This is a genomic window from Chromobacterium sp. LK1 (assembly GCF_001043555.1).
Classification (GTDB): Bacteria; Pseudomonadota; Gammaproteobacteria; order Burkholderiales; family Chromobacteriaceae; genus Chromobacterium; species Chromobacterium aquaticum.
Genome location: NZ_LDUI01000052.1, coordinates 158776 through 171443, shown reverse-complemented (window position 1 = coordinate 171443; position 12668 = coordinate 158776). Strand labels below are relative to the sequence as shown.

Sequence of the window (12668 nt, the reverse complement as noted above, 5' to 3'; positions counted from 1 at the left end):
CATGAGCATTTTGAGCTCGGTTTCAACGCCGTCTCGCGACTTCATATAGGGAAGGATAGATATGGATGGCAAGACAGAACCGGTGCCAAGCGCCACCAGCAGAAAACGCGGACGTCCGCCAAGCCCCCACGCAATGAGCGGCGCCGAGCGCCAGCGCAAGTACCGCGCAAATACCGTCACCGTAACGTTAAATGACAAGGAGTGGGCTTGCTTGACCAGCATGCTGGAGCAAGCGCTGAAAGCGGACCCGGAGCGTTATGGCGAACCCGACTTTGAGCTGGCGAGAAAAATCTACAGCGCAGCGATCAAGGGCAATCCGCCGCCGGAATGCTTTTTCATGCCAGGAGGCTCTGGCTTGGACGAAAGGCAGTAACTTGATTCGCCAAATTTTCGTTACAGTGACAATAAATTGTCTCAGAGTATGGCAGGAGCTGCTTGAGTCGTTTTCTGAACATGCCTGCGTGCGTGTCCGAAGCAGGATGTTTCTACGGCACAAGCAGCGGGATGGTTGAAATAGAGATAGAGGTAGAGGTAGAGGGCTGTCTTAGGTGTATTCTTGATTTGACATAATATACATTATGCGAACCACAGGATGCGGCGTTTTTAGTCCTGCGGCCCGTTTGGTTCCCACGCCTGCAACCAAGGCAGTACTTTGGTTGCAGGCATCGGTTTGGCAATGCTGTAGCCCTGGCCCAAATAGCAGCCAAGCTGCATCAAAAGCGGCCAATGCTTTTTGCGCTCAACGCCTTCCACGATAAAGTCGATGGCGCGGGTCTGGCAAAACACCGCCATGCATTGTATCAGCGCGGCATTGAAGGAACCGGGCTCCAGCTCCTGCGCAAATGCCTTGTCCAGCTTGATTTCGGTGATTGGGCAGCTTTTCAGGTAGGTAAAGGATGTGAAGCCCGCGCCAAAATCGTCGATGGACAAGGACACCCCATGAGCGTGCAATTGCTCGATCACCTTCTTGGCTTTGACCGGGTTGATGACCAGAGCGGTTTCCGTCAACTCCAGCACCAACAGGCTTGATGGCACCTGGTAGTCCGCCAATCTCACCACCACCTGTTCGACAAACCCCTCGTCTTCCAGCATCCGCGCGGAGATGTTCACTGCCACCTTGAATGGCTTTCGCAGCTGGCCTATCCAGCGCTGTTGCTGCGACAGCACCAGTTCCAGGGTCAGATAAGTGAAGCGGCTCAGCAGATTGCAAGACTCCAAGGTGGGCATGAATTCATCCGGATTCACCTGCCCTTGCAGCGGCTTGTTCCATCTGACCAAGGCTTCGAAGCCAAGCACCTCCTTGCTGTCCAGTCTGACCTTGGGCTGATAATGCATCTCCAGCTCCTCGTACTGGATGGCACGGGTCAACTGAGTGATCAGCGCTTGGGTGGTTTGCCCTGCCTTGGGCCAGGGCTTGTCGTTCTCTCCCGCGTACAGGGCAACGGCGCCAAGACGGCTCTTGGCCTGGTACATCGCGATATCGGCGCAGGACAATAGCTGGGCCGGGTCTCGGCCATGCTGTGGACACATCGCCACCCCGAAAGAGGCGCCTATCGACAAGGCGTGCTCGCCCACCAGGATCGGCGTGTCCAACGTGTGACCCACCTTCTCCGCCAGCGACAACGCGCATTCCGCGCTATCCACTTCCAGCAGCAAGGCGGCGAATTCATCCCCGCCCAAGCGCGCGATGGTATCTGAACCGCGCAGCAAGCTGGAGAAACGCACGCCAACTTCCCGCAATACCAGATCGCCGGCCTGGTGGCCCAGTTTGTCGTTTACCTCTTTGAAGCGGTCCAGATCTATCATCAACACGGCAAACGGCAGCTGGTTGCGAGCATGCAATGCGCACAACTGATCCAGGCGATCGAGAAACAGGTTGCGGTTGGGCAAGTCGGTCAGGGAGTCGTACAGGCTGCGGTGCTGCAACAACTGTTCGGTTTCGCGCAGCTTGGCTTGTATCGCTGCCACCCTGACCCCATCGCTGATGGTTTGACGCAGGCGGTCCTCGGTCAGCTCGAACTTGGGCAGGTATTCGTAAACGCCCAGTTTGATCGCCTCGGCGGCGATGCGCTCATTGCCGGTGCCGGTGACCGCCACGATCAGACAGGACTGATTTCGCTGCTGGATCGAGGGCACCAGCTCACGGCCATCACCGTCGTCCAGTTTGAAGTCCAGAAACACGAAATCGAACAATTCCCGCCCCAACAGCCTCAGCGCGCTGGCCTTGGAGTCGGCTTCGAGAATCTGCGAACACTGGGCATTGCGATGCAACAGGCGGATGATGCGCTCGCGATCGACATCATCGTCGTCGACCACCAGCACACTCACCTGGGGCAGCGTTTCCAGCAGGCATTCGACATCATCGATCATTGCACTTACCGGGTGGGCAAGACCACGGATTGGGCATAGGAATGCAGTAAGGCCATCAGTTTCACGAACTGTGGACCCACCGCGGATTTCATCATATAACCAGCCACATTTTCCTCATAAGCGCGCATGCGGTCGGCATCACGCGCCGAGGTGGTCAGCACGAAGATCACCGAGTTGCGCAATTGATTGTCGGCGCGGACGGCTTCAAGGAATTGAAAGCCATCCATGCGCGGCATATTGAGATCCAGCAGGATCAGGAATGGGCTGGTAATGCTCTTGCTTTCATGCGTGCCGCGCAGGATTTGCAAGGCCTCCAGGCCATCGCAAGCGGTTTCCATCTTGCACTCCAGGCCCTGGCGCCGCACGCCGCGCAATACACCTTCGATGGCCACATCATCATCATCCACCAGCAAAACCGTGATATCGCTCGATAAAATCGCACTTGTCATGATTCCACCTCCTTGAGCGGAAACCGTGGCCAGCGGATACGGAAACAGGCACCGCCCAAGCTGCCGTTTCGATCCAGAACCACCGTGCCGCCGTTACTGTTGACCATGCGCCGGGTCACCGCCAGCCCGACGCCATGCCCTGCCGCCTGACTGCTGGCGCGATGGAACAGTTTGAAAATGCGCTCTTCCGAACCCGGCGGCACACCAACGCCGTCGTCTTCCACCGTGAACAGATTGAAGCGCCCTTCTTCCTCCACCGAGATGCGGATCACGCCCTTGCTGCCGCCGTGATGTTTACAGGCATTGGACAGTAGGTTGCGGATCGCCAGCGATAATGGTGTGCGCGTGGCGGGAAACGGACGGGCCGTGATCTCGACTTCCACGCGGAAGTCAGCGGGAATATTGATAAGGTCCAGAGTCTCGCGCACCAGTTGCTTGGGGTCGACCTCTTCCACGCGCTCCTCCTGACGCCCTGCCCGCGCGTATTCCAGCAGATCGTCTATCATGCGCTCGGCGCGGGCGATGCGTTCCTCGGCGCGGACAAAGTTCCTTTCTATATCGGGACTAAGCTGGGACGCATCCAAATCTTCGCGTATCCACGAGATCAAGTCGGCAATGCCGCGCAAAGGCGAGCGCAAATCATGCGAGGCCACATAGGTGAACTCCTCCAACTGCGCATTGGCCTGCTGTAGCGTTTCCTCGAATTTCTTGCGTTGGGAAATATCGGTGATGGCGGCCAGCACTTGTCGGCCCGTTTCGGTTTCCAGCGGGGTCAGGCCCACTTCCACCGGAAACTCGCTGCCATCTCTATGCTGAGCCAGCAAATCGCGGCCGGACCCCATCGCCCTCACCTCCGGAGTCTTGGCGAAGGCGGCCCGCAACGCCGGGTGCCCCTCGCGTATGCGCTGCGGCAGCAAAACCTCCACCGCTTGCCCGGCCAGCGTGCCTTGCGGGTAACCGAACATCGCGTCCAGCGCCGGGTTGGTCATGGAAATCTTGCCATCCGCTCCCGCCATCAGCAGGCCGATGGGCAACGAAGACACCATCTTGGAGAAACGATGCTCCAGCCGGCGCCGCTGAGTGATATCGCTGACAAAGGCCACGGCGCAGACTTCGTTGTTGTGCGGCATGGAGCCCAGGCCGATCTCAATCGAAAACTGGCGTCCATCCGCATGCTGGGCGAACAACTCGCGGCCGCTGCCCATGGTTCTTGGCGTGGGCTGGGCAAAAAACAATTGGCGGAAGTCGAGATGGCGTTCGCGAATCTCCGCCGGCAATAGCATCTCCACCTTCTGCCCCAGCAGTTGGGCCTTGCTGTAGCCAAACATGCTTTCCAGCGCGCTGTTGACATAAAGCATGCGGCCATCGGCCGCCACCACCAGCACCCCCACCGGGGCGGCCTCGACCACGGCGGCCAGGCCAGCGTCGTCGGAGGCGCCTGCGGTCGGCATTCTTTCCGGGAATTTGAATGACATGACTCTCCTGCTTTCGCCTATGCCTTGCTGCTTAGGTTTAGCATAGGGTTTTCCCTCTCGCTGCTAATTCTGCCCCCCGTCCAGCTGACCTTAACCGGACAACAAGGCCAGTTCCTCCGCAGCTTCGCGCAAGACCGGCAGCACGCGCAGCAGCAGGTCCTCGCGGCTGACGCGCGCGGCCTGTACGCCGACATTGATCGCGGCCGCGGCACGGCCATCGGCGGCGATGATGGGCACGGCAATGGAGCGCAGGCCGATTTCCAGTTCCTGGTCGATGATGGCATAGCCCTGCTCCGCCACCCGCGCCAATTCCGCTTCCAATGCGGTCCGCTCCACGATGGTGTGCGGCGTATGCTGGACCAGCCGCGCCCGATCCAGCAACTGGCTCTGTTCCGCCGCCGGCAACCGGCTTAGCATCGCCCGTCCCATCGAGGTGCATACCGCGGGCAAGCGGCTGCCGATGTCCAGATCCACCGTCATGATGCGCGAGGTGAAGGCCCGCGCGATATAGAGAATCTCGTCCCCGTCCAGGATGGCGATGGAGCTGGATTCATTGACGCTGCTGCTGACGTGGCGCAGCACCGGCTGTCCGGCGCGCGCCAGCGGCGTGGAACCCAGATACGCGTGCCCCAATGCCAGGATGCGCGGGCGCAAGGCGAAATTGCGGCCATCCTCGCTATCGACAAAGCCCAGCTTGTTCAATGTGTAAAGGCAGCGCCGCACCGCCGCGCGCGGAATGCCGGTGCGCTGGCTGATCTGAGAGGTGGACAATAAACGCCGCTGCGCAGAAAACGCCTGAATCACCGCCAGCCCACGCGCCAGCGAGGCCATATAGTTGGGGTCGCCGCTGAAGCTGTCCTCGACGTCTTGCTCTGTCTCGCCATCCCGCAGTTGTTGCATATCTCCTCCCGCCATCCATTTTGAGCGATTACCGCACACTATTGCGATCATCGTATTGACCCCGCGGCTGGCAGGCAAGCATGCTGAATGCGCGATTAAAATTATTTCGATCGATAATCGCACAATCTTGTTCATGGCTGCATGCAGCCCGCAAAGGACAGTCGATGATTGATAAAACGGTAAGCTCAGCCGCCGCCGCCATTGCCGACATCCACGACGACGCCACGGTGATGATCGGCGGCTTCGGCGTCGCCGGCCAACCGGCGGAATTGATAGACGCGTTGATAGACCACGGCGCGCGCAATCTCACCATCGTCAACAACAACGCCGGCAACGGCGAAACCGGCCTGGCCGCGCTGCTGCGCGCGCGTCGGGTGCGCAAGATCATCTGTTCGTTTCCGCGCCAGGCGGATTCCCAGGTCTTCGACGCGCTCTACCACGCCGGCGACATCGAGCTGGAACTGGTGCCGCAGGGCAATCTGGCCGCGCGCATCCAGGCCGCCGGCGCCGGTTTCGGCGCCATCTTCACCCCCACCGGCTACGGCACGGAACTGGCGGCCGGCAAGGAGACCCGTCGCATCGACGGCCGCGACTACGTGCTGGAATACCCGATACACGCCGACTTCGCGCTGATCAAGGCCTGGCGCGGCGACCGCTGGGGCAATCTGCAATACCGCAAGACCGCGCGCAACTTCGGCCCCATCATGGCCGCCGCCGCGCGCCAGACCATCGCTCAGATCGGCCAATTGCTGCCGCTGGGCGAAATGGATCCGGAAACCGTGGTGACGCCGGGCATCTTCGTTCACAAGCTGGTCTGCGTCGCCGGCCAGCCCACGCAAGGAGGCGGGCATGACTAAGCGACTGGATCGCGAGCAGATGGCGGCGCGGGTTGCGCGCGACATTCCGGAAGGCGCTTACGTCAACCTGGGCATAGGCTTGCCCACCCGGGTGGCCAACTACCTGCCGCCGGAACTAGACATCTTTCTGCATAGCGAAAACGGCCTGCTGGGCATGGGACCGGCGCCGGCTCCCGGCCAGGCGGACCCGGATTTGATCAACGCCGGCAAAGAGCCGGTCACGCTATTGCCCGGCGGCTGCTTCTTCCACCATGGCGACTCCTTCGCCATGATGCGCGGCGGCCATCTCGACATCTGCGTGCTGGGCGCTTTCCAGGTGTCGCGGCGCGGGGATCTGGCCAACTGGCACACCGGCGCGCCGGACGCCATCCCGGCGGTGGGCGGCGCGATGGACCTGGCCATAGGCGCCAAGCAAGTGTTCGTGATGATGGAACACTTGAGCAAGCAGGGCCAATGCAAGCTGGTGGAAACCTGCGGCTACCCGCTGACCGGCATCGCCTGCGTGAACCGGGTCTACACCGACCTGGCGGTGATAGACCTCCGCGACGGCGAGCTCTTGGTGCGCGAATGCGTGCCCGGCCTGGATTTCGACGAATTGCAGCGCTTGACCCCAGTGGCCTTGATCGACGCCCGCCAAGGAGAAACCCAATGAGAGCCGCCTATATCTGCGACGCCATCCGCACCCCCTTCGGCCGCTACGGCGGCAGCCTGTCCGCCTTGCGCGCCGACGACTTGGCCGCCCTGCCGCTGGCCGCGCTGCAAGGGCGCAACCCGGACGTGGACTGGGAGCAGCTGGACGATGTGCTCTATGGCTGCGCCAACCAGGCCGGCGAGGACAATCGCAACGTGGCGCGCATGGCCGCCCTGCTGGCCGGCCTGCCGCCGTCCACGCCGGCCAGCACCGTCAACCGCCTGTGCGGCTCCAGCCTGGACGCCATCGGCCAGGCCGCGCGCGCGCTCAAGAGCGGCGAGGCCGACCTGCTGATCGCCGGAGGCGTGGAAAGCATGAGCCGCGCGCCCTATGTGATGGGCAAGGCCGGCAGCGCCTTCGCCCGCAATCTGCGCATAGAAGACAGCACCATGGGCTGGCGCTTCATCAACCCCTTGCTGCGTGAGCGCTACGGCGTGGACTCGATGCCGGAAACCGCGGAAAACGTGGCAGAGCAATTTCAGGTCTCGCGCGCGGACCAGGACGCCTTCGCGCTGCGCAGCCAGCTGCGCGCCGCCGCCGCCCAGGAAGCCGGCCAGCTGGACGATGAGCTGATCGCCGTGGACATCCCGCAGCCCAAGGGCGAATCACTGCGCTTCGCGCGCGACGAGCACCCGCGCGCCACTTCATTGGAAGCGCTGGCCCGGCTCAAGGGCGTGGTGCGGCCCGACGGCAGCGTCACCGCCGGCAACGCCTCCGGCATCAACGACGGCGCCGCGGCGCTGCTGCTGGCCAGCGAAACCGCGCTGACACAGCATGGTCTGACGCCGCGCGGCCGGGTGCTGGCCACGGCCTGCGCCGGCGTGGAGCCTCGCATCATGGGCTTTGGCCCGGCGCCGGCGATACGCAAGGCCTTGGCCCTGGCCGGCTTGCGCCTGGAGCAGATGGACGTGATCGAACTGAACGAGGCCTTCGCCGCCCAGGCGCTGGCGGTGCTGCGCGAGCTGGGCTTGCCGGACGACGCCCCGCACGTCAATCCCAACGGCGGCGCCATCGCCCTGGGCCACCCGCTGGGCGCCAGCGGCGCGCGGCTGGCGGCCACCGCGCTGTACCAGCTGCAGCGCACCGGCGGCCGCTACGCCTTGTGCAGCATGTGCATAGGCGTGGGGCAAGGCATTGCGCTGATCATCGAACGCGTTTAAGAGCCGATTCAAAGTCTGCTGCGCTTCGTGAAACCTTGCACGGTGAGTACCAGCTCAAAATGCTCATGTACCAAACCTACATTCCGCTTTTCCGCTCGTTTTCGCCTTGTTTCGCCCTTGCTCGCAAGACTTTGAACAGAGAACCGGTTCATAGCCTGCTGCGGCACGACGAGTAGCCGCCGCGCTCACCCTCATAGGAGCTTCCCATGCAGGACAAGCCCATGGCCATCAGCCAGTTCATCGACGACAGTCCGCTGTCCCGCTACCAGATCATGGTGTTGGCGCTGTGTTTCATCATCGTGCTGCTGGACGGTTTCGACACCGCCGCCATCGGCTATATCGCGCCGGAGTTGATCAGCCAATGGGGCATCTCTCGCGGCCAGCTGGCCCCGGCATTCGGCGCCGGCCTGTTCGGCATGCTGATCGGCAACTTTGCCTTCGGCCCGGTGGCGGACCGGCTGGGCCGCAAGCGGGTGCTGCTGCTGTGCACGCTGATCTTCGGTCTGGGCACGCTGGCCTCGGCCCAGGCGGAGTCCATCGAGGCGCTGGCGCTGCTGCGCCTCGCCACCGGCATCGGCCTGGGCGGCGTGCTGCCCAATTGCATCACCCTGAGTTCGGAATACTCGCCGGCGCGCCACCGCATGCTGCTGGTCACCCTCAGCTATGCCGGCTTCACCGCCGGCCTGGCGCTGGGCGGCGGCGTCGCCAGCCAGATCATCCCGCTGTGGGGCTGGCGAGGCGTGTTGGTGGCCGGCGGCCTGGCGCCCTTGCTTCTGCTGCCCTTCATGGTCTGGCTGCTGCCGGAATCGGTGTGCTATCTCGCCGGCAGGCCGGAGCAGCTCGCCGCGCTGCGCCGCATCGTTGCCCGCATCAATCCGGACCCGCGCTGGCAGCAACAGGCCTTCCGCCGTGAAGACGCCGCTCAGGGCAGTCGTTCGCCGGCCGCCTTGCTGTTCGTCGCCGGCGTCCGTGCCCGCACCTTGCTGTTGTGGCTGACCTTTTTCTGCTGTCTGTTCGTGTTCTACCTGCTCACCAACTGGATGCCCACCATTCTACGGGACCATGGCTACAGCACGGCGCAGGCGGCGCGCATCAGCGCCATGGTGCCGCTGGGCGGCGCGGTGGGCGGCGTGGTCATGGCCATGCTGATGGACCGGATGGGCGCGCGCCGGGTGCTGCCCTGGCTATGCCTGCTGGCGGCGCTGGCGCTGACCGCCGTGGGCGCGGCGCTGGGCGACGGCGGCTGGCTGTTCGCCACCGTGTTCCTGGTGGGCTTCAGCCTGACCGGCGCGCTGAACAACCTGAGCATACTCGCCGCCACCCTCTACCCCACCCAGGCGCGCGCCACCGGAGTAAGCTGGGCGCTGGCCGCCGGCCGGGCCGGCTCCATCATCGGCTCGATGACCGGCGCCCTGCTGCTGGCCGCCGCCGGGTCCGCGCCCGGCTTCTTCGCCTGGGCCGCGGCGCCGGTGCTGGCCGGCGCGCTGGCCTTGTTCGCGATGGCGCGGCTGGACGCCACGCCCACGGTTTTGAAATCCCAGGCATAGAGAGGAGCCCCCATGCCCATATTGAAACTGGCCAGCCATTCTCTGCACTACCAACTGGACGGGCCGACCGGCGCGCCGACACTCTTGCTGTCCAACTCCCTGGGCACCACGCTGGAGATGTGGCGGCCGCAACTGCCGGCCCTGAGCCGGCATTACCGCGTGCTGCGTTACGACACCCGCGGCCACGGCGCCAGCACGGCCAGCGCCGCGTGCCGGCTGGCGGATCTCGCCGGCGACGCGCTATCCTTGCTGGACGCGCTGGATATCGAGCGCGCGCACTTTTGCGGCATCTCGATGGGCGGCCTCACCGGCCTGTGGCTGGGCGTTCACGCGCCGGAGCGCCTGCAATGCCTGATCGTCAGCAATAGCGCGGCCAAGATAGGCACAAGCGAAGCCTGGCGGCAGCGCGCCGCCCAGGTGTGCGCCGAGGGCCTGGCCGCCTTGGCCGCCAGCGCGCATCTGCGCTGGTTCAGCGCCGATTTTTGCGCCCAGGCGCCGGACATCGTCGAGCAGGCGCGCGCCTGGCTGGCGGCCACCTCGCCGGGCGGCTACGCCGCCTGCTGCGAGGCGCTGGCCGACGCCGACCTGCGCGCCGACTTGCCGCGCATCGCCGCGCCGACTTTATTGATTGCCGGCCAGCTCGATCCGGTCACCACCGCAGCGGAAGCGGAAGCCATGGCCGCGACCATTCCGCAGGCCCGGCTGGCTCTGCTGCCGGCCTCCCATCTGTCCAATCTGGAAGCCCCGCTCGCCTTCGAACAGGCCGTGCTGGCTTTTCTCGACGCGCACTGAAGCAAGGATGCCAATGGAACTGCTCAGTCCCTTGTTCCGCCCCGGCGCCGGAAGTCAGGCTTTCACCCCTGCCGCTGCCATCCAGGCGATGCTGGACGTCGAGGCCGCGCTGGCGCGGGCCGAGGCCGACGTCGGCGTGATTCCGCCGGCCGCGGCGGAATCCATTGCCGCGCATTGCCGCGCCGCGCTGATAGACCCGGTCCGGCTGGCGGCCGACGCCGCGCTGGCCGGCAATCTGGCGATTCCCCTGGTCCGCCAGCTGACGGCGCTGGTCGCCGCCGACGATGCCGGCGCCGCCGGCTTCGTGCACTGGGGCGCCACCAGCCAGGATGTGCTGGACACGGCGCTGGTGCTGCAACTGCGGCGGGCGCTCGAGGACGTCGGCGCCGATCTCGACGTCTTGATCGAACTCTGCGCGGAACACTGCGCGCGACACCGCAACGAGATCATGGCCGGGCGCACCTGGCTGCAACAGGCGCCGCCCACCACCTTGAGCTTGAAGCTCGCCGGCCTGCTGGACGCGTTGCTGCGCCAGCGCGAGCGTTTGCGGCAGCTGCGCCCGCGCCTGCTGACGCTGCAATTGGGCGGCGCGGTCGGCACCCTGGCCGCGCTGCAGCCTCATGGTCTGGCAGTGGCGGAGCAGATGGCGCGGCGGCTGGATCTCGCCGCGCCGGACCTGCCCTGGCACAGCCAGCGCGACCGCCTGGCCGAACTGGCCTGCTGGTGCGCGCTCTTGTGCGGCACCCTGGGCAAGCTGGGCCGCGATGTGTCCTTGTCGATGCAAACCGAAATCGCCGAGTTGTGCGAGCCGGAACAAGCTGGCCGCGGCGGCTCGTCCAGCATGCCGCACAAGCGCAATCCGGTGGCCTCGGCGGTGATGCTGGCCGCCGCCGCGCGGGCGCCGGGATTGGCCGCCACCCTGCTGACGGCCCAGGTTCAGGAGCAGGAGCGCGGCCTGGGCGGCTGGCATGCGGAGTGGGAAACGCTGCCTGAGCTGCTGTGCTTGTGCGCCGGGGCCTTGCGCCAGGCGGTGGAGCTGTTGCGCGGGCTGGAAGTCCGGCCCGACGCCATGCGCCGCAATCTTGCCGCCAGCGGCGGCCTGATCATGGCGGAAGCGGTGACCATGGCCTTGGGAGAGCGGCTGGGCCGCGCGCGCGCGCATCAGTTGGTGGCGGAGTGCTGCCAACAGGCGCGCCTACGCGGGGAAAGCCTGGCCGACGCGCTGCGCGGCCACCCCGAATTGTCGGCCTTGCTGAGCCACGACGAATCGAGCACGCTATTGGAGCCTTCTCAAAACCTGGGCGCGGCCGATGCCATGGTGGTGCGGGTCTTGCGCCGTTATCGGGAGCGAACGGATGGATGAACAAGAACGACTGCGCCAGGGCGAAGGCATACGCCGGGAAGTGCTTGGCGACGCCCACGTGGACCGCAGCCAGGCCGGACGCAGCGACTTCAACGGCGATTTCCTGGACCTGATCACCCGCTACGCCTGGGGCGAGATCTGGGATCGTCCTGGCCTATCGCGCCGGCAGCGCAGCCTGATCACCATCGCTATGCTGGCGGTGCTGGGCAGAGAGGCGGAGCTGAAGCTGCATTTGAGCGCGGCGCGCAACAATGGCGTCAGCCGGGACGAACTGAAGGAAACCCTGCTGCAGGTGGCGATATATGGCGGCGTGCCGGCGGCGAACACCGCCTTCCAGCTGGCGGAAGAAGCCTTGGCCGCCTCGTCCTGCGACGGCGGCGACGGCTCAGGCGCTTAGCCGCAACCCTTCCAGCAAGATCTCCAGCGCGTCCAGCGTCTGAGCCACCGCCGCCGCCGGCTGTTCGGCGCCGGACGCCCAGCAAGCGCCCTCCACCAACGCGCCGTTGATCAAGCGCGCCAGCGCCTGAGGATCGGCGGGGCGGATCAGGCCGGCGTCCATCAGCGCGCGCAAGCGCTCGGCGATGGCGCCGACGCACTGCCGCTGGCCGACCTGCACGTATTCGGCGCCCAGCGCCGCCGGCGCATCGCGCAGCAAAATGCGTTGCGCCTCCGGCTGCGTAACCGCTTGCAGGTAAGCGCGGCAACGGCGCTTGAAACCCTGCCACGGGTCCGCCGCCTCACGCTCCGCCCGCGCCAGGCCGGCCTCGATCTCGGCGTCCAGCCCCTGGGCCACCGCCAACAGCAAGCCCTTCTTGTCGCCAAAGTGGTGGTAGAGCGCGCCGCGGGTCACGCCGGCGGCGGCGGTCAACTCGTCCATCACCGTCGCCGCGTAACCATCGGCGCCAAAGCTGCGACGCGCCGACAGCAGCAGCCGGCGCCGGGTTTCCTCCATGGTTTCGCTACGAGTCTTGCCTGCCATCGCGTTCTCCTGTTGCCGCCTGGGTCATCGCGCCGCATTTGACATACGGCATGTATGTCGATTAGTTTAACATACGTCGCGTATA

General features: G+C 64.9%; 14 protein-coding genes. 8 read left to right on the top strand and 6 right to left on the bottom strand.

Annotated features, from left to right (window positions below):
- On the bottom strand, positions 1–222 hold a 222-nt coding region (locus tag VI26_RS25110), incomplete at its 3' end, for a hypothetical protein (RefSeq protein WP_231581072.1).
- On the opposite strand from VI26_RS25110, the gene VI26_RS25105 reads away from it, so the two are divergent.
- Positions 212–373, top strand: coding sequence for a hypothetical protein (locus VI26_RS25105; protein ID WP_231581071.1), 162 nt, complete (start codon positions 212–214; stop codon positions 371–373). The two genes, VI26_RS25110 and VI26_RS25105, sit on opposite strands and share 11 nt — an antisense overlap.
- 230 nt (positions 374–603) lie before the next feature.
- Here VI26_RS25105 and VI26_RS20605 read toward each other — a convergent pair whose 3' ends face one another.
- The 4 genes from VI26_RS20605 to VI26_RS20590 form a co-directional block, all read right to left on the bottom strand.
- A complete protein-coding gene (locus VI26_RS20605; RefSeq protein WP_048411627.1) occupies positions 604–2370 on the bottom strand; it encodes a bifunctional diguanylate cyclase/phosphodiesterase in 1767 nt (588 codons plus the stop codon).
- Between the two features lie 5 nt (positions 2371–2375).
- Entirely contained in the window at positions 2376–2819 is a 444-nt protein-coding gene (locus VI26_RS20600; protein WP_048411626.1) for a response regulator, read from the bottom strand.
- Positions 2816–4294 (bottom strand): PAS domain S-box protein, encoded by a 1479-nt coding sequence (locus VI26_RS20595; RefSeq protein WP_053074560.1) that lies wholly within the window; start codon positions 4292–4294, stop codon positions 2816–2818. The genes VI26_RS20600 and VI26_RS20595 overlap by 4 nt, the downstream gene beginning before the upstream one ends.
- A gap of 90 nt (positions 4295–4384) precedes the next feature.
- A complete protein-coding gene (locus VI26_RS20590; protein WP_048411625.1) occupies positions 4385–5194 on the bottom strand; it encodes an IclR family transcriptional regulator C-terminal domain-containing protein in 810 nt (269 codons plus the stop codon).
- 164 nt (positions 5195–5358) lie between these two features.
- Between VI26_RS20590 and VI26_RS20585 the strand changes: the two genes are divergently transcribed.
- The 7 genes from VI26_RS20585 to pcaC all read left to right on the top strand — a co-directional run bounded on the left by VI26_RS20585 (position 5359) and on the right by pcaC (position 12001).
- On the top strand, positions 5359–6051 hold the full coding sequence (locus VI26_RS20585) for a 3-oxoacid CoA-transferase subunit A (RefSeq protein WP_048411624.1): 693 nt from the start codon (positions 5359–5361) through the stop codon (positions 6049–6051).
- A complete protein-coding gene (locus VI26_RS20580; protein ID WP_048411623.1) occupies positions 6044–6703 on the top strand; it encodes a 3-oxoacid CoA-transferase subunit B in 660 nt (219 codons plus the stop codon). Before VI26_RS20585 ends, VI26_RS20580 begins: the two co-directional genes overlap by 8 nt.
- Positions 6700–7902 (top strand): 3-oxoadipyl-CoA thiolase, encoded by a 1203-nt coding sequence (gene pcaF, locus VI26_RS20575; protein ID WP_048411622.1) that lies wholly within the window; start codon positions 6700–6702, stop codon positions 7900–7902. The genes VI26_RS20580 and pcaF overlap by 4 nt, the downstream gene beginning before the upstream one ends.
- Before the next feature lie 206 nt (positions 7903–8108).
- Complete coding sequence (locus VI26_RS20570) at positions 8109–9449, top strand: MFS transporter (protein ID WP_048411621.1); 1341 nt, start codon at positions 8109–8111, stop codon at positions 9447–9449.
- A 12-nt stretch (positions 9450–9461) separates the two neighbouring features.
- Positions 9462–10241, top strand: a complete 780-nt coding sequence (pcaD, locus tag VI26_RS20565) for a 3-oxoadipate enol-lactonase (protein WP_048411620.1) — start codon at positions 9462–9464, stop codon at positions 10239–10241.
- Between the two features lie 13 nt (positions 10242–10254).
- Complete coding sequence (gene pcaB, locus VI26_RS20560) at positions 10255–11604, top strand: 3-carboxy-cis,cis-muconate cycloisomerase (protein ID WP_048411619.1); 1350 nt, start codon at positions 10255–10257, stop codon at positions 11602–11604.
- Complete coding sequence (gene pcaC, locus VI26_RS20555) at positions 11597–12001, top strand: 4-carboxymuconolactone decarboxylase (RefSeq protein WP_048411618.1); 405 nt, start codon at positions 11597–11599, stop codon at positions 11999–12001. The genes pcaB and pcaC overlap by 8 nt, the downstream gene beginning before the upstream one ends.
- Here the strand turns inward: pcaC and VI26_RS20550 are convergent.
- Complete coding sequence (locus VI26_RS20550) at positions 11990–12583, bottom strand: TetR/AcrR family transcriptional regulator (RefSeq protein ID WP_048411617.1); 594 nt, start codon at positions 12581–12583, stop codon at positions 11990–11992. The two genes, pcaC and VI26_RS20550, sit on opposite strands and share 12 nt — an antisense overlap.
- Between the last annotated feature and the right edge of the window lie 85 nt (positions 12584–12668).